11 protein-coding genes are annotated in these 23,553 nt (G+C 47.2%); 9 read left to right on the plus strand and 2 right to left on the minus strand.

Annotated features, from left to right (window positions below; translation table 11 throughout):
* The 6 genes from DWV53_RS03950 to DWV53_RS03980 all read left to right on the plus strand — a co-directional run bounded on the left by DWV53_RS03950 (position 1) and on the right by DWV53_RS03980 (position 12,525).
* Complete coding sequence (locus DWV53_RS03950) at positions 1–2,865, plus strand: AraC family transcriptional regulator (protein ID WP_259318906.1); 2,865 nt, start codon at positions 1–3, stop codon at positions 2,863–2,865.
* 115 nt (positions 2,866–2,980) lie between these two features.
* On the plus strand, positions 2,981–3,874 hold the full coding sequence (locus DWV53_RS03955; protein WP_118151772.1) for a sugar phosphate isomerase/epimerase family protein: 894 nt from the start codon (positions 2,981–2,983) through the stop codon (positions 3,872–3,874).
* A 106-nt stretch (positions 3,875–3,980) separates the two neighbouring features.
* Positions 3,981–5,498 (plus strand): DUF4992 family lipoprotein, encoded by a 1,518-nt coding sequence (locus tag DWV53_RS03960; RefSeq protein WP_118151774.1) that lies wholly within the window; start codon positions 3,981–3,983, stop codon positions 5,496–5,498.
* Between the two features lie 26 nt (positions 5,499–5,524).
* Positions 5,525–8,836 carry a SusC/RagA family TonB-linked outer membrane protein gene (locus DWV53_RS03965; protein WP_118151776.1) on the plus strand — a complete coding sequence of 1,104 codons (3,312 nt, stop codon included), beginning with the start codon at positions 5,525–5,527 and terminating at the stop codon, positions 8,834–8,836.
* Positions 8,837–8,872: 36 nt separating this feature from the next.
* Positions 8,873–11,062 (plus strand): RagB/SusD family nutrient uptake outer membrane protein, encoded by a 2,190-nt coding sequence (locus DWV53_RS03970; RefSeq protein ID WP_118151778.1) that lies wholly within the window; start codon positions 8,873–8,875, stop codon positions 11,060–11,062.
* 482 nt (positions 11,063–11,544) lie between these two features.
* Positions 11,545–12,525: a hypothetical protein gene (locus DWV53_RS03980; RefSeq protein ID WP_147468730.1), complete on the plus strand. Its 981-nt coding sequence runs from the start codon at positions 11,545–11,547 to the stop codon at positions 12,523–12,525.
* Between the two features lie 141 nt (positions 12,526–12,666).
* Here DWV53_RS03980 and DWV53_RS03985 read toward each other — a convergent pair whose 3' ends face one another.
* Entirely contained in the window at positions 12,667–15,432 is a 2,766-nt protein-coding gene (locus DWV53_RS03985; protein WP_181992402.1) for a T9SS type A sorting domain-containing protein, read from the minus strand.
* Positions 15,433–15,528: 96 nt separating this feature from the next.
* Positions 15,529–18,117 (minus strand): hypothetical protein, encoded by a 2,589-nt coding sequence (locus tag DWV53_RS03990; protein WP_259318907.1) that lies wholly within the window; start codon positions 18,115–18,117, stop codon positions 15,529–15,531.
* 195 nt (positions 18,118–18,312) lie between these two features.
* On the opposite strand from DWV53_RS03990, the gene DWV53_RS03995 reads away from it, so the two are divergent.
* Genes DWV53_RS03995 through DWV53_RS04005 form a run of 3 tightly spaced genes read left to right on the plus strand, consistent with a single transcriptional unit; the run spans position 18,313 to position 23,548 of the window.
* Entirely contained in the window at positions 18,313–20,058 is a 1,746-nt protein-coding gene (locus tag DWV53_RS03995; protein WP_118151784.1) for a polysaccharide lyase, read from the plus strand.
* Positions 20,059–20,118: 60 nt separating this feature from the next.
* Complete coding sequence (locus tag DWV53_RS04000) at positions 20,119–20,736, plus strand: DUF3826 domain-containing protein (RefSeq protein WP_118151836.1); 618 nt, start codon at positions 20,119–20,121, stop codon at positions 20,734–20,736.
* Positions 20,737–20,779: 43 nt separating this feature from the next.
* The gene (locus DWV53_RS04005) at positions 20,780–23,548 is read left to right on the plus strand and encodes a DUF6298 domain-containing protein (RefSeq protein WP_147468731.1); all 2,769 of its coding nucleotides are present in this window, start codon (positions 20,780–20,782) and stop codon (positions 23,546–23,548) included.
* The last annotated feature ends 5 nt before the right edge of the window (positions 23,549–23,553 follow it).

Here is a 23,553-nt window from a genome sequence, read left to right on the forward strand (position 1 = left end):
ATGGCACAGAACAATATGCAGGTAGCTCATTATTCTACGAAGGAAGGGTTACCTCATGACATCGTATACTGTTCTCTGAAGTCGGAAGACAGTTTCCTGTGGTTTGGAACCTGGTTCGGCTTATCTCGTTTCGACGGCTCCCGCTTTGCCAATTATTCAGATGCTTACATCTCTTCTTCCGACCAGCCACCCCGTAAGGTAGAATGGTTGGCAGAAGATGCTCTGGGCAATCTCTGGATCAAGACGCTCGACTGGAAACTCAGCGTCTTCTTCAAGCAGACCGAACGTTTCGAAGATGTCTATGATGAACTGAAACCTTATGCCCGTAACCTGCAGGTCATCAAGATTCAGGCAGATGGTACCGGTAAGATTCTCCTGCTCACCAAAGATAAGAACCTGCTTCTTGCAGAAACATTAAAGGATGGAAGCATCCGTATCCAGACGCTGGTAGATGCCCGAAAGTATATCAATACGTTCAATTATCAGTTGCGCCAGGATGTGGTACAGCTGAAGGCTTCACGTGCCAACTATGTAGGAAAGGATTATCAGATTTATTCCGTTCCTGTTACTGCGAAAACCAGGAAGTGGACGCTCGGCATGTGGCAGCAGTATTTCGCCCGTAAGTCGAAGGAACATTTTGTTTATCATACCCCGAACGGATGTGTGTGGCAGTTGGATGAATCGCATACCGCCCTGGTGTGCCATAATCCGAAGACCGGATGGGAGCGCCGTTATCCGGTTTCGGGCGTAGGTAATGTGGTGGAGCCTAAGTTCATCGCTACCTCTCATCATGGTTACTTCTATCTTTCCGGTGCTGGCGAAATTATCTATATTGATCCGCAGACGATGGAAGGCGTCAACCTGGCTTTCCTTCCTAAGTTCCAAGACCATAAGCCAGACAGCCACTTCCTGCACATGAACCTGGACAAGGACGGACTGTTGTGGCTCACTTCTGCTGATAATGGCATTTACCGTGTCAGTTTCACCCCCAACCAGTTCCGTGTCATCCCTTTGCCTGGCGGCGACAAGAGTGGAGTGAAAGCCATCTGCCAGTTGAAGAATGGTGATGTGCTGGTGGGTGCCCGCAGCAAGAATGCTTATCTGTTGGATATGAAGGGCAGGGTGAAGCAGGTATTCGATTATGCCCATCATCAAATCGGCAGCATTTATCATGCCATGTATGATGACAGGCAGAATCTCTGGCTCTCTACCAAGGGAGACGGATTGGTAAAACTGACTCCCGATGCCTCCAGACCAATAGGGTATCGCATCGATCATTACCGTCATGATGCCCGAAACCCTTATTCCATCAGCGGCAACAATGTCTATATGACCTGTCAGGATTCCTACCATCGCATCTGGGTGGCTACGCTGGATGGAGGTCTCAATCTGCTGCAGGAACAGGGCGGAAAGGTGCGCTTCTACAATAAATATCATGGTATGAAAAACTATCCGGGTTACGGCCTCTATATGGATGCCCGCAACCTGGTAGAGGACTGCCATCAGAGAATGTGGGTAGGAACGATGGACGGACTGATGTCTTTCAGGACAGATTTCAAATCGGTTGGCGACCTGCGCTTCGAGACCTATCGCAATACCGAAATCAATACCCGTGCCAATAGTGATATCTACGGACTTTACAAGGATAACAACAGGCAGGTTTGGATGTGTACCTTTGGTGGAGGTCTGAGTCGTCTGGATGGTTTTGACGAAGTGACGCATCTGCCTATCCTTACTTCTTTGGGAGCAAAGGAAGGTTTGCATAATGATGTCATCATTTCGATTTTAGAGGATAAGATGGGCCGCCTTTGGCTGGTAAATGCCGATGGCTTGTCGTGCTATGATTATCAGTCAGACCGCATCCAGCATTTCGACAATTCCGATGGATTCCCTGATGTCCAGTTGGAGGAAACTTCTGCGGCTTTGCTCCGGAATGGGGAAATATGGCTGGGTTGCAAGGAAGGAATCCTTGCTTATCAGCCGGAACGTATCCATACCACCCGTCTGCAATATCCTATATATATAATAGGTGGAGAGGTGAACAACCGCGATATCCGCAGTTACAATCAGCCAGCCATCCTGAAGAAGTCTATGGTTTATACCGACCATCTCACCCTGCGTCATTCCCAGTCTATGTTCACTCTGGAGTTTGCTGCTCTGAATTTCTGCAATCCGGAGCGCATTAGCTACCGTTACCGGCTGAAGGGTTACGACCATGACTGGCATTATACCGGCAAGAACCGTCTGGCTTCCTATACCAATGTGCCGTCGGGAACCTATCAGTTTATCGTAGAGGTAATGGATGCCACCAATCCTGATTCTCACAGCACGAGAGAGCTGACCATCACCATTCTTCCACCATGGTGGGCTACGTGGTGGGCTTATCTCATCTACATCATTCTGATATCCGTAGCCAGCTACTATGCTTTCCGCTATGCGAAGTATCAGATTCGGCTGAAGAACAATATCTACATCCAAAACCAGCTGGCAGAGTATAAGCGCAAGTTTAATGCCGAACAGCAGGATAAGCAGTTTGCCGACAAGGTGCGCCGGTTTATGGAAGCCAACCTGACCAATACCGATTTCGAGATAGATATGCTGGCACAGGAATTGGGCATGAGCCGTTCTGCCTTTTTCAAGAAGACGAAGGCTGTGATGGGCTGTTCGCCAAGCGATATGGTGAAGGTTTTCAAACTGAGTCATGCCGTAGAATTGCTGAAGCATTCCGACCAGAGTATCACCGATGTTGCCTACAGTTGCGGCTTCACCGATGTAGGCTATTTCGGCAAGTGTTTCCGTAAGAAATATGGCATGTCACCAAGAGAGTATGTAGCACAACAGCAGGAGAGTGAAATAAAAAAATAAAGTTTTTTATAAAAAATCTCAAAAAAGGTGATTACAGCGTGAACCAATGTGCGTCTTTTAGGCAATTGAAACAAACAAATTAAATGTTAACTAATCATTTTTACCTAAAAGGCTAATGAAACAACTGTCTTATCATAGTAGGTTTATATTGGTTCTGTTATTTACGTTGTTGAACACTTTACCAATATGCTCACAGGCGGCAACTCCTAGGTACAGGATAGCTGCTTGCGACTGGATGATGCTGAAACGTCAGAAGCTGGGCGAGTTTAAACTGGCTCATGAATTAGGAGCAGATGGCGTTGAGGTTGACATGGGCGGATTGGGTAAACGCGTGTTATTTGATAATCAGCTTAGAGAACCACAACAGGCAGAAAAGTTTCAGGCTGCAGCCCGTCAGTATGGCGTAGCTGTTCCTTCTATGGCGATGAGTGGCTTCTTCGCTCAGAGTTTCCTGACTCGTGATAATTATCAAGACCTTTTGAAAGATTGTTTCCAGACGATGAAACTCTTTGGCAGCAAGGTGGCTTTCCTTCCACTCGGAGGTAGCGGAAAAGACTGGCAGCAGGAAGGCTGTGCAGCATACCAGCAGATGGTTTCTCGCCTTCGCACAGCCGGTGAGATGTCAAAGCAGGAGGGTATCACCATCGGTATCAGAACCGGAATGGGAGCTAAGTTTGATAAGAAACTGCTGAAGAAAGTAGGCAGCAGTCAGATTAAGGTCTACTACAATTTCCAGGATGCAGCCGATCATCATCGTGATATCTGCAAGGAACTCCGGAAGTTGGGCGCCCAGCGTATCGTCCAGATACATGCTTCCAATACAGATAGCGTAAATCTTCAGGAAGACCCGGAGATTAATCTTCCGAAAATCAGGAAGACGCTTGACAAGATGAAATGGAGCGGCTGGCTGGTGGTAGAGCGGAGCCGTGATGTAAAGAGGGTAAGAGACGTGAAATATAATTTCGGTAGAAACATCGCTTACTTAAAACAGGTATTTCAAGAGCGGTAACAGTTTCGGGGAATAACTGGCAAACTACTTTTTTATAATTAGGAAAGTGTAAATCGTGTTAGAAAAGAAATAAATCAAAATATAGTTAAACCTAAAAAAGACAATTATGAAGAAAAATCATTTCATTGCGCGGAAAGGACTCTTCTCTCTGGCACTTGCTGCCGTAGGAGCGATGTTCTTGGGTTCGTGTGCCGTTGATGGTTTTGATGACAAAGAGAAGTTTGACGACGGCGTGTCTGGAGTGAAACTTGAGTCACCTGAACTCTCGACAAAGACAGTTGCTGCTTCTGATGGTTCAGATAAGCTGCAAGTATCATGGAAGGTAGTCTATGGCGCTGGTGGTTACGAGTGTAAGGCTTATAATGTGGATGATCCTGACAATCCTGAGGAGGTGGCGAGTGATACCATTGATGGTACCTCTTTCCAATTCAAGATAGCTGAAGATACCAATTATAAGATAGCTGTGCGTACCTTGGGTAACAAGGCAAAGAACAATACTGAGGCTGATAAGGCTACAGAATTGGAATATAGTACATTGGTTCCAGCTAAGACCATTCCTAATAATTCTGATATTTCAGAATTCATTGCTGCCAACTTGCAGGAATCTGATAAGGAGCAGGCTTTCGAGTTGGAAGCAGGTGGTACTTATACCTGCAATAACTCAATTGATTTCAAGGGCAACAAGATGACCCTTCGTGGTAACAAACTGAGCCATGCTTTGGTTACTATGGGTGAAGGTGCTGCCATCTATACTTCAGCTCAGCTGAAGGTGAAGTTCATCAATTTCGACTGCTCTGCCACAACTCATAAGGGTGGTATCATCGAGATGTCTCCAGAGCCACCTGCATCTTGCTCTGCAGAGTCTCAGGGCGTTGGTGCTGGCAAGAATGGTGGTAAGCCTGCCGATGTATATATCCTGCAAGACCCAATTATCATTCAGGATTGTGCCTTCAAGAATGTCATCGACGGACTCTTCTCTGTAGGCCAGTGCTCTTGGGGTATTGCTGATGTACGTGTGATGAACAGCGTGGTTCAGATGCGTAATGACGGAAAGAAGAACTCTAATGGTGCTATCATCTGCGGCTTTTCTAATGGCTTCAAGGCTCCTAGTGGCGGTCAGTTCTGGTATGGTGGTATTAAGAGTATTACCATCAAGAACTCTACTATCTACAATACTGTTGAAGGCAATGATAAGAACCGTATGTTCCGTTTCAACAACAAGGATTTGGACCGTGTCTTCCCTACAGCAGGTGGTTCTTGCACCATGATGGATAATACCTTTATCCGTGTATATGACAAGAAGGAGTTCGGTAACAATACTCCTAATCGTAAGGAATATGTGATTACTTATGATAACAACATCTTCTATGACTGCTTCCGTTTGCAGAAGTTCATTCAGGGCAACTGTAAATTGGAATATCATCAGAATTTGAATACAGTCTGGGGTATCGCCAACTCTGTTGATGGAACAGATAAGGGTAAGCTGGCTACTGAAGAGGATGCTGGATTTGCTGAGGCTGAGACCAAGAAGGAACTTGACTTCACCCAGTCTAACTTCGGGCTTAATTTCAAGGCTACCGGTGCGATTTCAAGTACAATCGGTGATCCACGTTGGAGAAAATAATTTAAACTATCTAATCTCGAAACAAGATGAAACGTAAATATATAAAGACATTGGCCTTTGGTATGGCACTTACCTGTGCTGTGCCTGCAATGGCTCAAAATAAAGTAGTGCAGGGTACTGTACTCGATGACCTCGGTGAACCTGTTATCGGTGCTACCGTAAAGGTTGCCGGTACCAAGACTGCTGTGATTACCGATATGGATGGTAACTATAAGTTGTCTGTTCCTAAGGGTGGCAAGGTTACCGTTTCTTATATTGGTTTTAAGGATGCTACTACCAATGGTGGTACCATCAAACTGGTTGCTGACGACAAGACTCTTCAGGAGGTGGTAGTCGTAGGTTACGGTACCCAGAAGAAGGCTCACCTGACCGGTTCTGTAGCAAACATCCCAACAGATGAAATCCAGGACCTTGCTAATGGTGGCTTGGCTTCTTCTTTGGGCGGTCTGGTTAACGGTTTGAGCGTAAGTGGTGGTGAGAGCCGTCCAGGTGAGAATGCCCGTATCATGATCCGTGATACCAACTCATTGGGCGAAGTTGGTTCTACAGCCCAGCAGCCTCTCTTCGTTATCGATGGTTATATCTATCCTAATGATGTAAAGGTTGGTAACACTTACCAGAACCTCGGTGCTGAGGCTTTCAATAACCTGGATGCCTCTGAGGTAGAGAGTATCTCAGTATTGAAGGATGCTTCTGCTGCCGTTTATGGTGCCCGTGCTGCCAATGGTGTTATCCTCGTAACTACCAAGAAGGGTAAGATGGGTGCACCTCGCATTTCTTATAGCGGTTCTTTCGGTTTCACCGATGAGGTTTCTCGCCCTAAGATGCTGAATGCTTACCAGTATGGTCGTTTGTACAATGCAGTTATTGCTGCCGATCCAACCAATACTTCCCTCAATAAGACTACTGCCCTTTTCCAGGCAGATGAGTTGGAGGCTATGAAGAGCCTGAACTATGATTTGCTCGATAAGTATTGGGAAACAGGTATGACTCAGAAGCACAGCGTAAATGTAAGTGGTGCTACCGATAAGGTGAACTATTTTGCAGGTATCTCTTACTTCGATCAGGATGGTAACCTCGGTAAACTCAACTATAACCGTTGGAACTATCGTGCCGGTGTGGATGTAAAAGTAAGCAAGTGGTTGGGCGCTAACCTGACTGTAAGCGGTGACTATGCTACAAAGGAAAAGCCATTGGTAAAGGTGGGTGGATCTGGCGATGAGAAGGACTACAACCTCCTTCTGACCCGTCCTACTTACATGCCAGAATCAGTAAATGGTTATGATATCCTGGCTTATGGTCCTAGCAATACACAGAAGAACCAGAACCAGCAGTATAACTTTGCTACTCTGCAGAATAATGGCGACTACCGCAAGAACATGAATTCTAACCTGAATATCAGCGGAAGCCTTAATTATGATTTCGGTTGGAGCAAGATTCTGAAGGGATTGAAGTTGCGCTTCTCTTATTCCAAGAGTATTAATACCGATAAGGGTAATGAGTATGGTTCAAACTTCACCCTCTATCAGATGTTGACTCGTTATGGTAGCGGTAACCACCTTTATACTCCTACCAGCGGCGATAATGCAGATTTCGATTACCTGGCAGCGTCTAACTTCAATGGTGTGACAACCAATAATGGTGACTATCTGGCTCGTACCATGGTTCGTACTGATAATTATCAGATGAACTTCACAGCCCAGTATCAGCGCGATTTCGGTCAGCATCATCTGGGTGGTCTGTTCTCTATTGAAAAGTCTGAGGCAGAGAGTGAGTACTTGCAGGGAAAGCGTTTGACCCCATATCCTTTCACTACCGGTCAGTATAACTCTGCAACAGGTGAGATGACTACTATGTTTACCCGTAGTGAGAGCGGTACCCTTTCATATATCGGCCGTATCAACTATGCATTCGCCAACAAGTATCTCTTCGAGGCTCTGGTTCGTTCTGATGCATCAACCAAGTTTGCTCCAAAAAACTACTGGGGAACATTCCCTGCTTTCTCTGCAGGTTGGGTAATCTCTGAGGAGAGCTGGTTCCGCAACAAGGTGAAGGGAGTTGACTTCCTGAAGCTCCGTGCTTCCTGGGGTATGACCGGTCGAGACAATACAGCGGCATGGCAATGGATGCAGGTTTATGCACAGGATGCTAACCGTGGTACAGTATTCGAGACTGGTAAGGATTCTGGCAACCGTATCACTATCAACAAGAACAATTCTGCTGTAAATACAGATGTTCATTGGGATAAAGACTACAAGACCAACGTGGGTATTGATGCCCAGTTCCTCAACAACCGCCTGGCTGTAACCTTCGATTACTATTATGAGAAGAACCGCGAGATGCTGATGAATATCAAGCAGACTGTTCCTTCTACCGTAGGTACACAGAGTGCTGCATCCAACATCGGTGAGATGGATTCATGGGGTGGTGAGCTCTCTGTTACATGGAAGGATAAGATTGGTAAGGACTTCAAGTATCGTATCGGTGTCAACACTGGTTGGTCTGATAACAAGGTGTTGAATATGGACTGGGTTACAGATTATCTCTACCGTCAGATTACTCCAGGACATCGTACAGACGTAGGTCTGTGGGGTATGCAGTGCATCGGTATGTTCCGTAGCTTCCAGGATATTGAGGAATACTTCACGAAGTACAACATCTCTACTTATATGGGTATGACCAAAGACCAGGTTCGCCCTGGTATGTTGATGTATAAGGATGTTCGTGGTGCTTACGATTCTGAGACCGGTACTTATGCCGGACCTGATGGTATCGTAGATGTAGACAACGACCAGGTAGAGTTAGGTCACCGCAGCAGCAACCTCTATGGTTTGACCATGAATTTGGGTGCAGACTGGAAGGGACTTTCTCTGACAGCTCAGATTGGTGCAAGCTGGGGTGGTTATACCACACTTCCTGGTGCAGCATTGAAGTCAACAGGTAATCTGGAGTATTGCAACATGCCTTCATTCTGGAATCCAGACAATATGTTTGCTTATCAGGATGTATATGATGGAGCAGGAAATCTCGTAGTTAAGGAGAACCGTGAGGCTTACTATCCTAACCTGAAGTATACAGATGTGAATGCTGTAGCATCCAGCTTCTGGAGAGTAAGTACAGCACGTGTGGCTCTGAACCGCTTGACCTTGGCTTATACTTTGCCAAAGAGCTGGTTGGGCAGTATCGGCATCAACAGTTGCCGTATCAATATTACCGGTCAGAACCTCATCAACTTCTACAATCCATATCCAGACAACTTCATGAATCCTATGTCGGGATCATACGGAAGCTATCCTAACCTCCGTAAGTGGACAGTGGGTGTGAATCTCTCATTCTAATGAGATACTTATATAATTCTTAAAAAGAAAAGAACAATGAAAACGACAATAAAATTATTCAGTCTTGGTTTGGTTTCAGCCTTGGCTTTCAGCTCTTGTAGTGACAGCTTCTTGGAGGAAAAGAAGAACTATGACAATGTAAATAAAGACATCTACAACTATTATGAAGGATGTGATGGTCGTGTAAACGATATCTACAGTTGGTGTTTGCCAACAACCAACGATTTGACCTGGAAGTATCCTTCTATGGGTAATGCGGATGAGGCTGGTAAGTCTACTGAGGAATACAGTGGTCTCAGCTCTTTTGTAGACCCACAGGTTGAGCTGAGCTCTACCAGTACCACAAATTCGGTTCCTGATTTCTTCATGGGCGACCAGGCCAATATCCAGGCATCTGTATATGGTAGAATCCGTAATGTCAATGATGTTATCCAGGGTATCAGCGGCAGCACTCTTTCTGAGGAACAGAAGAATGAATTGCTCGGTCAGGTATATTTCTTCCGTGCATGGTGCTATTACAACTTGTTCAAGTGGTATGGCGGTGTGCCTCTGGTTAAGGAAACACAGGATCCTGTAGAAAGTTCTGTTACTCCTCGTGCTACGTCTAAGGAGACTTACGAGTTTATTCTCGATGATTTGAACAAGGCTGCTGATATGTTGGCAGCCAAGACAGAGAATGGTTCTGGATGGTCGCAGAAAGGTCGTGTAACTACTGGTACAGCCTTAGCATTGAAGGGTCGTTTGATGCTTTTGTGGTGTAGCCCTCTCTTCAACCGTACTAACGATGAAAACCGTTGGAAGACTGCTTATGAAACCATGAAGTCCGATTTGGAGCGTATCAACAAGTGTGGTTATCACTTGTATACAGATAATGACAATAAGAATGGTTCTACCTTTGCCAAGATGTTTACCGATGGCGGTAATAATCCAGAGGCTGTGTTCGTTACCTTATACAATAATGTAATAGGTGATGGTCTCGATAATCAGAAGAACAACAACTGGGAGCGTCAGATTCGTCCAGCTAATACAGGTGGTGGCGGTAAGAATGCTTCTCTGATGCTGATTAATGTGTTCCCAATGTCAGATGGTAAACTTCCTGAGAGTTGCGATACTTATACCAAGTTGGCTCGTTCTGAGAAGACTTTGGATAGCGAGACTCCATTCCTGAATCGTGACAAGCGTTTCTATCGTACCTTCGCTTTCCCTGGCTTCCGTTGGGCTTACGATGGTAATGCGTCAGAGCGTGATGCCAACAACCCTTCTGATGGTGCCAACTATGTACTTTGGAACTATGTATGGTATACCAGCATGAATGATGCCGGCAACCCTGAGAGTGGTGATTCTTATGGTGCAGACAACCTGTTGAAGAGCCGTCAGGGTGTATATGTACGCAAGAAGAGTGATGATTTGGATGTCAATTCTACTCCTCTTTATAAGTACGTAGCTCTTGATACTAAGGGTGCTGCTCCATTCTATTCTGCTGCACCATTGATTGAACTCCGTTATGCTGAGGTTCTCCTGAACCTTGCTGAGGTTGCTGCTGGTGCAGGTCATCTCGATGAGGCTGTTGGATATGTTAAGCAGATTCGTGAGCGTGCAGGTTATTCTGCTGCTAATTCTGAGGATGATGGTATCACACCTGCAGCTTACAATGATCAGGCTACCTGTATCTCTCAGATTCTCTATGAGCGTCAGATTGAGTTTGCTTACGAGGGTAAGCGTTTCGATGACCTCCGCCGTTGGATGCTCTTCGATGGTGGTACTGGCAAGGTAGAGGGTGCTCCTTCTACATGGACTTTGACTGGTTGGGGTGGCAATACTTGCACATGGCTTGGTTTCAAGGCTTTGAACGGTCAGCGTCGTGAGAATATCCAGTATCGTGTTGCAGATAAGTATGGCGTAGGTGGTACAACTTTCAATTCTGACCCATTGTTGAAAGCTGGTATTGAGCGTCCTAAGGGTGTTGATCTCCGTGAGGATGATTTGAATACTCAGCTCGAGAACTTGTCTACATGGTATAAGGACAACTTGAAAATGAAGGTACAGAAGGGTGATGGTTACGATTCTAACAAGAATCTCCTCTACATGAACTTCCGTCCTAAGTATTACTTCTTAGGCTTCACTTCTGGTACATCTAACGCCAACAAGGCTTTGCCTCAGACCATCGGTTGGGGTGATTACAACAATGGTGGTGCCAACGGTACCTTCGACCCATTGGCTGAGTAATGGCAAGAGTGGAATGACGATATTGTCATAACATAATATATTAAGGTTGCGGGGTGTGTTCTCTTGATAGAGAATGCACCCCGTTTTCTGTCTCTGATATTTTCAGTAGGAGGGTGTGTCTAAGTCTGGATAATAGTTGGCGCATAACAGTTGACCACCGCATGCACATCACCTGTTGTGCATGCGCATATCAGCTGTTATGCAAGCGCACAACAGCTGTTGTGCGACCGGAGATACTAACTATCTCACCAACATATCCTATCTTTTCCACCAATATATCCTATCTTTTTCAACAACATATCAGTAACTCAAGTTTTGCAAGTAGTTCAGTCAACTTATACTTTCCTGCTAATCCCACCTTCTTTCTACTCTGACTTCACATAAAAATGGAAATTTGTGGGTGCAAAAGCCTAGCTCTTGCGTCTTATGGATAAACAACTATAAAGACAAACGTAAAAATATTAATTTAACTAGACAATGTTATGAAGAAATTTTTTACTTTGATTTCTATGGCACTTGTTGCCATGAGTATTAACGCTCAGACAGAGAGTTGGTATGTTAACAATGAGGATGGTACATTGAAGGCAGACTATGTTGCTAATGCTGATGCCAGTGCGATGTCTGTTGTTAAGTTCTCAACTGCCAACGTGGAGGGTACTCATACCTCTGGTCCTGTTGCCGGCTATAATGACGGCGCACTCGAAAATGGCAAGTTGACGCCAAAAGTTGACAATACCTGGAATGGCATCGAGAGTAAGGCGTTGAGCAAGGATGGATCTGTTGCTCCTTTCTACTTTGTTAAGGGTAAGGGTAATCCTGTAAACTTGGATAAGGTTGAGTTTGAAGAGGTTGTGACTGATGGTAACCCAACAGGTAACTACCGTGCCAAATGGGATGCAGCTTACTATGCTCCAGATGGTAGCAATGGACTTCCTACCAATGGTACATACATTACTCTGACCCCAAAGGTAGCTGGTACTTTGAAGGTTGGCGTTTGGATTAATAAGGGTAATCGTGATGTATATGTTGCAAAGGGCCGTGACGCAAAAGCCTTAACTTTGGGCACAGAAGTGAAGGTGTCAGGATATATTAATGGTCAAAATAATGATGGTGCTGATGACAGCCCATTGAAAGGTTATCCAATGTTGCAAGATGAGATATCTGTCAAGGGCAATGCAGGTAACGATGCTTATATTGTAGGTCCTGGTAATCAGGCAGTTTGGGTATATTTGACTTTCTCTGCAACTGCTGGCGAAACTTACTATATATTCAACAAAAATACTCAGATTGGTTTCAGTGGCTTTGAGTTCACACCTGAGGGTGGTGATACCGATGGCATCGTCAACATCAATGCCTCAACTTCTGCCAAGAAGTCTGTTCGCTACAATATGGCTGGCCAACAGGTGAATGCTTCTTACAAGGGTCTCGTTATTGAGAATGGCAAGAAGTTCGTTCAGAAGTAATCTGACGTTATTCGGTTAGAATTTTAAGATAAAAGAAACAATCATAAAAGGGAGCGCATCACTAATGGTTGCGCTCCCTTTTTTGCATCTCTCAGGATGCTGAATTATATGAAAAATGCACTTTCTAAGGTGCAGATTGCCTTATTGTATGCAAGTTTTCTTCGAACTGATTACCTTGCCATCCTTCAACGCCTTGATGATATAAACACCTGATGGGAGAGAATCGAGATTCTTGCCTTTTCTCACCTTGATACCTGCAGCATTGTATACCTCGTAGCTATCGGCTGCGGTTGAGGTCTGAATGTTTTGAATGCCTGTTGCAGAACCATCTGTCAGATAGAAATGGAAGGTGCGGGTATAGGTGCTGATGTTGTCATCATCGCTTACCTTGACAGTATAATCTACGAGCGCCTTTCCACAATCTTCGTTGGCGGTGAAGATATATTCACCCTCGTTGGCACCCGTATCATGACTCATCTTGCTCATCGCATCACCCTTAGCTTCGCATTCAAACTGAGGATTGTTGGTGTAGCCGGCAAAGTATTTCTTCATGTCGATGGTTACGCTTTCGTCCTGCTTGAGAGTGAAGTGAGGCTCGGCAAGCCAGTTGAGATATTCTTCGAGATTGGTGTAGCCATCTGCGTTTTCATCGGCATTTCCATCACTTACGCCTTTTACTTCCTCCCACCAGTCTGGCATTCCGTCCTGGTCGGTATCCCAGTTGGCTTCGCGTTTTGCCTCTGTGATATTCAAGCCCTTGAAACCTTCGCATCCCTTATCTTCCTCGCTGTCGATAAGTCCCTTCTTGCCACTCTGACTGCCTACTGTCGTGGTAGTTCCGGCTAACGTCTCGTTCACCATTCGGGTATCGTGATTATCCAGGAAAGGCTGGTTGGCTCCCACATCGCAGAGCACATTCTTATAGGCTGCCTTGGCACTCTCGATGGCTGCCAGAGACTCGAAGAATGGCTTCGAAACGAATGGCTCCCAGTTTACGACCTGACCATTTGATGTTTCGTAAGTATAGGTATCTTTGAGTTTATCTTCTGTCAGGGCTCCATTGCCTGCAGCCTGACGGATATTGCCATGAACGTATGCAATCTGTGTACCGCTTCCGGTGCCTTCAAGCTGAAGGCGGAACAGTTTTTTCTGGGTGGTAGCTGGTCCCATCTTATAATAGTTGTTCACGAAGTTCACCTCGTGGCTGCCACCATCCGTAGCACGGCCACCCCAGTTGTAAACCACATTATTAAATACATCGTGATGACCATCGTAAGCTCCTACACCATCCAGTCCGCCGCTCAAACTCCAGTTTCTTCCTTCGCAATGAGCCAGCAGGTTGTGGTGATAAGAACCTACCTTGAGTGTTGCCGACATTTCGCCGCCGCCGATGGTTGCTGCATATCCGTGGGCTGTACCCGCACTATAGTTAGGATGACCTGCCACATTGAGCGCTTCGGAAATCAGGGTGCGCTGAAGGGTAAGACTCTTGGCGTTGCGGCTTGAGAATGCCTCATCGATGGTCCAGGAGATAGAGCAATGGTCCATGATGGCATTGTCGTTGCCTGCCATTCCCATACCGTCGAGTCCGTTCACCTTATCTTCATCGCTGATAGTTCCACCGTTGGTCTCCTTATGTCCCAGACGCATACGGAGGAAACGGGTGATGCCTTCGCTTGCCATACCGAAAGGACAGCCGCGGAGCATGATACCGTTGCCTGGAGCCGTCTGTCCGGCGATGGTAACGTATTCGTCGCTGCAGGTGAGTCGTTTTTTCAGGTCGATGACGCCCGCCACATCAAAGACGATGGTGCGCGGTCCGGTAGCTTTCTTGATGCCGTAACGGAAGGAACCCTCTATCGGATTCTCATCATCGCCATTATCTTCGAGTGTGGTTACGTGATAAACGCTTCCGCCTCTGCCGCCCGTAGCATACTTACCATATCCTTCTGCACCAGGGAAGGCAAGATGACGGGGACGGAAACTCCAGACATCGCCTTCGTATACATTACCGGCAGCATCTTCCTCGTCGATTCGCCAGTAATAGGTGTTGAGGTTAGATGCCTGGTTGAACGTATATTTTGCCTCGGTAGTTGTGGCTACTTCTGTAAGACTGTTGGCATCTGTACCTATCAGAACATGGTGCTTGACGGCTTTTTCGGCTGAAGTCCAGGAGATGGTGAGCAATCCGTTATCGGCATCGGCATGATAATCTCTGTTCTCCGGATAAGGATCTGTGGCTGCTGTCTGTGGATTCGGACGGTCGAAGATGAGGGCGTTGATGGTGAGCGAGGTGGTATAATTGCCGCTCTTGTCATCGCTGGCACTCGGTGTGGTTACGTAAGAGATGACGACATCCTTTCCCTCTTCAGCAACAAAAGTTACGTACGACATGCCGCAGGCTGATGGAGTCAGGGCTCTGTTGGTCTGTGCGATGCCTTCCTGCTGTCTGGTGCCGTTGACGTATACATCGAGCTTCGGTGCATTGAAACCATCGTTGTTGTTATGGTAAGCCATCAGCGAGTGCTTGCCGGCGCTCAGTCCTTTGAGGGTGATGTTGAGGCGGACGGCACCTTCGGTTATCTGTGGGGTGTTACCGTCTTCGTAACCATAGATGGCAAAACCGTCGGCGATGAGCTTGGAACTGCTGAGTCCGTTCTTGAACCAGCATGATTTCAGTCTTCTGCCTGCATAAGAATCATCATTAGCCAGCGTGATGGTGATAGGATTTCCGTCAGCATCTTCTACTTCCTTCGATTCTGTTTCGCAGGTGTTTACTGCCCATGCTGTGTACTCGGGTTCATTGACCTGTGCTTCTGAACGACCTGTCAGATTGAAGTCGATTCTCTGTGCCGATGCTGTCAGTGCTGAGACTAAAGCCATCGAGAATAATACTTGTCTTTTCATGTTTTACCTTAAGTTTGAAAGTTGTTTTATTTCATTTTTATTGATTCTTCGGGATTAGATATTGTTTGGTGTATCATCTTTTGTGTTTCCACATCGCTATTGGGTAATAGCGATGTGGAAAGTACGTTGCAGGGAAGCTACCTGGTCTTTGTCGGTTGCCTTCACCTTGATGTCGATGAGGCAGTCGGCAGCCTTTTTGTTGAGGTTGATGGTGAGGATTCCCTTCTTATTGAGTTTCATCTTGCCTTCCTGTGGCTGGATGCTGCTCTCCAGGATGAAGACTGGCTGCTGGTTGTAACCGGCGAAATACTGCTTCAGGTCGATGACCAGCTTGCTGCCTGCTGAGGTGATGAAATGTGGTTCTGCAAGCCAGTTGAGATAGCGCTCCAACTGGGTATATTCGCCATCGGTCAGCTCGTTGTTGTCGGCAGCTGACGGGTTGGTACCAGCCAGTTCCTCCCACCAGTCTGGCATTCCATCCTGGTCGGTATCCCAGTTGGCAGGGCGACGGTCGGTGAGTGCTTCAAACTCCTTCCAGGCATCGTTGCCGGCATCCAGGTTATCATCTATCAGTCCCTTCTTGCCAGTCTTGGAACCTACATATTTATAGGTTCCGTTCAAGGTTTCTTCTACCATGCGCTGGTCGTGCTGGTCGATGCAAGGCTGGTTGGCTCCCACATCGCTCAATACGTTCTTGAAGGCAGCGCGGGCACTTTCTACCTTGGCATAGGATGGGAAGAATGGTTTGTCGGTAAATACCTTCCAGTTAACTACCTGTCCGTGAGAAGTAGTATATTTGTAGGTTTCGCCTTCCTTGTCGCTGACCAGTTCTCCATGCTTTCCTGCCACAGCTCCTGCATTCTGCTTTACATCGCCCACGTAGTTCTGGCGGATATTATCATGCATGTAGTAAGCCTGACTTCCCTGGCCAGTACCTTCCAGCTGTGCATTGAGGATATATTTCATGCTGGTGGCTGGTCCCATCTTGTAATAGTTGCCTACGAAGTTTACCTCGTGGGCTCCTCCATCACAGGCGCGGTTGCCCCAGTTGTATACTACATTATTAAAGAGGTCGAGCCTTCCGGCATAATATCCGGCTCCATCCAGTCCGCCACCCATACTCCAGTTTCTTCCTTCGTTGTTGGCAAGCAGGTTGTGGTGGAACGAGCCTACATTACCACCGATGGTTGCGGCATAACCATGTTTGGCATTGACATAATTCTGATGACCAGCCTGGTTGAGTGCTTCGGAGATGAGGTTGTGCTGGAAAGAAATGTTCTTGCCGTTGCGGCTGGAGAAAGCCTCGTCGATGGTCCAGCCTACCGAACAGTGGTCGATGATGGTATTGTCGCAGCCTGCAGCACCCAGTCCGTCGAGGGTAATGGTCTTGCCGTTTTTATCGAGATATTTTCCCAGTCGGAGACGGATGAAGCGGAAGATGCCTTCTGATCCGAAACCGAAAGGATGCTCACGGAGAAGGATTCCCTTGCCGGGTGCAGTCTGTCCGGCTACCGTGATGAATGGGTCGGAACAAACCAGACGGTCTTTCAGGTCGATGATGCCGGCAACATCGAAGACGATGGTGCGAGGTCCCTTAACCTTGGTAATTCCGTATCGGAGAGAGCCCGGCTGCGGATTCTCAGGGTTATCTTCTAAAGAGGTAACGTGATAAACCGAACCGCCACGACCGCCGATGGCAAATCTTCCATATCCCTCGGCACCTGGGAAGGCGAGACGGCGTGGGCGGAAGTTCCATACTTCTCCCTCTGAAACCTTGTCGTTGGCATCTACCTCGTCTACACGCCAGTAATAATCGTTGGCGCTGCTGAGACCGGTGACTTCGAAAGCGGTTTCTTCTGTGGTGGCAACCTTCTTCAACTGGTCGGCGCGCTGTCCTATATAAATAAGGTGTTGCTTGGCACCTTCGCCGGTTTGCCAGCGAAGAACAACCTTGCCTCCTTCTGCGTTGACATGAAGATCATCATCGGCAGGGTAAGGGTTGAGAGCGGTGGCTTTCGGGTTGGCTTTGTCGAATACCAAGCCATTGATGGTGAGCGTGTTGTTTGCGTTATCCACACCTTGCAGCTGATAGTGGATAACTACAGGCTGGTCGTCGGTTACATCAAATTCAATGTACGACTGGCCGCTCTGCGATGCCTTCATCTCTCTTACGGTCTGCTTAATATCCTGTGCAAGAATCTCCTGCATCATGCTCTTCTGCTGGATACGTTTCTTGCCCTTCTTCACGGTGATTATCTGTTCCTTCTCTCTGGAAACCTGGATAGAAGGAATATTGCCGGTAAGTCCGTCTACGATGTTGTGATAGGCAAGGAGAGAGTGATGCCCCGGTTTCAGACCTCGGATGGTGATGCGGAGCTGGGCATTATCGCCTTTTGACGGATATACTACGATACCATCGCTGGTGAGTCGGTCGCCCAACTGTATGCCCTGCTTAAACCAGTTGGATTTGATAATCTGGTCTTTTATGGGAGTATCGAGTGTAATCTCCAGTCCACCCAGAGCAAACTGGTATGTATTGCCCTGCTTCACACCAACAGGAGTGAAATTGAGGGCAGTAACTTCAGCAGCCTTTCTGCTGGCTATGTTGAAGTCAACCTGCTGCGCCTGGCTTGAAAGCGCCATCAGCGAAGCGGCAACTAAGGGGAAGCATCTTCTGTTCTTCATTTTTCAACTTTATGTTTTTTGTTTTATGTTTCAATAAAATAATAGATAAGTAACTTTCGTTTATATATTATAGGTGTAAGACGTTCCTGCGGATGAAATGTCGCCACCTGTTCCCGAAAAAATGCGCATGTTCATTGAGGACAAAAGAAAGGGAAAGGCGTCTTTAAGATATAATGAACAAACAATATTAAAACAATGCAAAGAAGTAAGAAGATTTTCGCTGCGATGGCATTGACTATCTTGCCAGCAGCAACTTTCGCTCAGTATCCTACTATCACAAAGGAGGCTCAGGCGAAGATTGATTCTATGCAAGCTGCATGGACTGCCCATTCTGATTCTGCTTGGGCTGTGGCTTTCCCTATAGTAAAACAAGAGGCAATGGCAGGACGTCCTTATGTGCCATGGGCTTCCCGTCCATACGATTTGCGCCAGGCTAAGATTCCTGCATTCCCAGGTGCTGAGGGTGGCGGTATGTTTACCTTCGGTGGCCGTGGCGGCAAGGTGCTGACTGTGACCAATCTCAATGATGCTGGTCCTGGTTCTTTCCGTTGGGCTTGCGAACAGGGTGGTGCCCGCATCATCGTCTTCAATGTATCGGGAAATATTGTATTGAAGACTCCAATCATCGTCCGTGCTCCTTATATCACCATCGCCGGACAGACAGCTCCGGGTGAGGGCGTAATGATTTCGGGTGAATCTTTCCAGGTTGATACCCATGATGTTATCGTTCGCCATATGCGTTTCCGCCGTGGTAATACCCATGTATGGTATCGTGAGGATTCTTTCGGCGGTAATCCGGTAGGTAACATCATGATTGACCACTGCTCTTGCGAGTTTGGTCTGGATGAGAATATCTCTTTCTACCGCCATATGTTCGATTTGCACGACGGTAAGCCAAAACGCAAGGTGCCAACGGTGAATGTAACCATCCAGAATACCATCTCTGCCAAGGCACTCGATACTTGGAACCATGCCTTTGGCAGTACAATCGGTGGAGAGAATTCTACCTTCATGCGTAACCTCTGGGCGGATAATACAGGCCGTAACCCTTCTATCGGATGGGGTGGTGTGTTCAACTTCGTGAACAACATCGTTTACAACTGGGTACATCGTACAGCAGATGGTGGTGAGTTCTCAACCATGAGCAACTTCATCAACAACTATTATAAGCCAGGACCTCTTACTCCGAAGGGTGCCATCAGCTATCGTATCGTGAAGAGCGAAAGCCGAAGCAACAAACTCTTCCCTTGGGCTCAGTATGGTCGTATTTATGCTGAAGGAAATATCGTAGAAGGCAACGAGGCTGTAACCAAGGACAACTGGAACGGCGGTATTCAGATTGCTGACAAGGATCTTCCAAATGGAATACCTGCAGATGTAAAGACTCTGATGCGTTCTAACGAACCATTCGCCATGCCACACATGACCATTATTCCTAAGGACCAGACTTTTGATAAGGTGCTTGAGAGTGTGGGTGCAACCATTCCTTCCCGCGATATAGTGGACCAGCGCATCGTAGAAGAGGTTCGTACCGGTCAGGCTTACTATGTAAAGAAACTGCCTAAGAAGAATCCATATGGTGACTTCTGGGGATTGGCTGACAAGTCGAAGGCTGAAGATGGCAGCTTTAAGTACCGCCGTTTGGACAAGGATTCCTATAAGTTGGGTATCATCACAGACATCTGCCAGGTTGGTGGATTCCCTAAATATAAGAAGGTGAAGCCTTATGTAGATACAGATGGCGACGGTATGCCTGATGAGTGGGAGATTGCCAACGGCCTGAATCCTAACGACCCTAGCGATGCCAACAAGGATTGCACGGGTGACGGATATACCAATATCGAGAAGTATATCAATGGTATCAGCACCAAGGAAAAGGTGGATTGGACTGACATGAAGAACAACCACGATACCTTGGCTGAGAAGGGAAAACTCCTGTAAATCAGAAATGAATGCCCGGAGTTGTTTCTCTGGACTCATTTCTTAATGCATGACAAGAATATGAAAAAACTTTTGAGAAATAAGTTGTTAGGCGCAGCCTGTCTGCTCTTGCTTCCTTTGGGAGCAGGAGCACAGGTACAGCTCGACAGCGTGGGGCGTGATGCCAAGTATGTGAACAACATCATCGCCCGTTCGCAGAAAATCGTGGATGCGCTGCAACTGACTGATAAAAGCAGCAAGCAGAATGTGCTCCACATCATCTGTAACCGTTATTTCCTGCTGAACGATATCTATGAGAAGTTCGGCAAGAATAAGGTTGGGCGTGATGCGGAACTCTATAAGCACCACTTCGAATTTGCTGCCAATCTGGAAAACTATCTCTCAGAGAAGCAGGTAGAGCAGGTGAAGGATGGTATGACCTTCGGTGTCGTTCCGAAAACCTATCAGGCTCATCTGGAGATGATTCCTTCTCTGAAAGAAAACGAGAAACTCCAAATTCTCAATTGGTTGAAAGAAGCTCGCGAGTTTGCCATTGATGCCGAAAATTCCAAGGCTAAACATGGCTGGTTCGGAAAATACAAAGGACGCATCAATAACTGGCTCACCAAACGGGGCTACGACCTGAAGGCGGAGCGCGAGGGGTGGTATAAGCGTATTGAAGCGGCAAAGAAAAAATAAACAGTTTCCGTAAGGTTATAAAAACTCTGATGAAACAAGAGGTATGAAAAGATTATTTTCTATATGGATATTTACGTTAGTAGGGGTTGTGCAAATCTTTGCGCAACCCTTCGCGTTTGATTTTAGCTACGTGGGCTACCAGCAGAGCGAAAAGGGAATTCCGGATGCGGACGTTGTGGTCTTCGTAAAATGGAAAGAAGGCGACCAGAGCGCTCGCATACAGAAAGCCATCGACTTTGTTTCTGCCCGCAAAATGGATAAGAAGACGGGACTACGAGGGGCTGTCTTGCTCGATAAGGGTGTATTCGAACTCTCACAGCCACTTCGCATCCAGACTTCGGGCGTGGTGCTCAGAGGTACTGACCGCAATCAGACGGTGCTATATAAAAAAGGTGTAGACCGTGGAGCGGTGGTGTATCTGGAAAGCGAAAAGCAGATGCAGACGCTGGGCGAACCCATGAAACTGTCTGCTCCCTGGAAGTTGGGAGAGCGGAAGGTGACGCTGCCTGCCGGCTGCAAGATGGGCGATGAGATACTGATAGTACGTCCTTCTACCAAGGAATGGATTCAGAAGATGGGCTGTGCTGACTTCGGTGCAGGCAAGGATCTGGGCTATTGGGGCTGGCATCCGGGAGAAATCAATGTGCGCTGGACCCGTAGTGTGGTTTCTGATGGAAAGGGAGGATTGCAGTTGGATGCTCCTTTATCCATGTCGCTCGGTCAGGATGATGCGGAATGCTTCGTTCAGCGCATCGCCGGTAATGACTGGCGCTTGAAGAATGTGGGTGTAGAAAATCTCACGATAGATTCTGAATATGATACTACCAATCCGAAGGATGAAAACCATGCCTGGGAGGGTGTATATATTAATAAGGTGAAAGATGGTTGGGTGAGAATGGTGAATTTCCGCCATCTGGCTGGTTCGGCTGTAGTAACCCAGCGTGATGCTTCCCGTATCACGGTAGAGGATTGCATTTCTCAGGCTCCTGTCTCTGAAATCGGTGGCTACCGTCGTCGCACCTTCCTCTGTATGGGTGAACAATGTCTGTTCCAGCGTTGCTATTCTGAACAGGGCATGCACGATTTTGTGGCTGGTCTCTGTGCAGCGGGTCCTAATGCCTTCGTACAATGCGATGGTTATGAATCGCTGGGTTATAGTGGTGCAGTGGGACCTTGGTGTACAGGATTGCTCTTCGATAATGTGAATATCGATGGCAACGACATCAAGTTCTGCAATCTCGGTCTCGAAGGCTACGGCATCGGATGGAATACAGCCAACAGCCTCGCTTACCAATGTACGGCTGCCGGCATCTTTGCCGACAGTATTCCTGATGGCAGCAACAACCATGTGTTTGCCTGTTGGGCGCAGTTTAACGGCTCTGGTGATTTCCAGCAATGTAACAATCATGCCAAACCATGGAGCCACTTTGCCTCTCTTCTGGAGAAACGACTGGGTAGGGATGTCTCTGCCCAATGTCGTGTGTTGGAGAGAGAACGCAACAATGTGAGCAACAATCCTACCTATGATGTGGCACAGAAGATGGTAGAGGAGGCTCGCAAACCTCGCATCACCATGCAGATGTGGATAGCAGACAGCGCCCGGTTCATGGCTTCTGTTTCTCCTGTCAAGGCTATGGATGTGGATAAGATCAAGGAACGTTCTAAGAAAAAGGCGGATCTTTCCCATGCCGGGAAGCCTGTCTTCGCGATAAAGGAGGGTAAGATCATGGTGGCTGATACGCTGTTGAAGGGTGCAAGAATGAATACCCCTTGGTGGAACGGACGTGTACGTTACTCGGCTTTCCCTAAGATTGCCGATGCCGTGACCCGTTTTGTGCCGGGAATGGAGGGACAGGGCACTACTACCCGTGTGGATAGTGTGGTGGCTCATCTTCGTGATAAGCATGTGGTGCTCTTCAATCAGAACTACGGCTTGTGGTATGACCGCCGCCGTGATGACCACGAACGTGTGCGCCGCCGTGATGGAGATGTCTGGGCTCCGTTCTATGAACAGCCTTTTGCCAGAAGCGGACAGGGCACGGCTTGGGACGGACTGAGTAAGTATGACCTTACAAAGTTGAATCCGTGGTACATCAGCCGTATTAAGGAATTGGCAGAAAAGGGAGCCAAAAATGGTTTGCTGGTTATCAACCAGCACTATTTCCAGCATAATATCCTGGAGGCAGGTGCCCATTGGGTAGATTGTCCATGGCGCCCAGTCAACAATATCAATGGTACGGTGTTCCCTGAACCTGTTCCTTTTGCAGGTGATAAGCGTGTATGGATGGCTGAATACTTCTATAATATAGATAATCCGGTGATGCGCCAGCTGCATAAGCAGTATATCATGAAGATGCTGGATGCCTTTGCTGATGAGCCGAACGTGATTCAGTCGATTGGCGAGGAATATACGGGACCTTATCATTTTACGAAGTTCTGGTTGCAGACCGTTGCCGAATGGGAGGCTAAGACGGGCAAGCATGTCTGGGTGGCTTTGTCGTGCAACAAGGATGTGCAAGATGCCATCCTCCAGGATCCGGAGTTGAGAAAGGTGGTTGACATCATTCATATTGAACAGTGGTATTATACCCAGAAGGGACTTTATGCTCCTGAAGGAGGCAAGAATCTGGCACCTCGCCAGTATCAGCGTCGTCTTCGTCCGGGCAAGGTTACCTATGATGATGTCTTCAAGAGTGTGAGCGAGTATCGTCAGGCTTATCCTGAGAAGGTTGTCATTTACAGTGGAGCTTCGGCACCCGAGAATGGCAAGGCGGTGATGGATGCCGGCGGCTCCTGTCCGAATGTGAAGTAATATGT

Origin of the sequence: Segatella copri, from assembly GCF_003465495.1 — a bacterium.
In the GTDB taxonomy this organism is placed as follows: Bacteria; Bacteroidota; Bacteroidia; order Bacteroidales; family Bacteroidaceae; genus Prevotella; species Prevotella copri_G.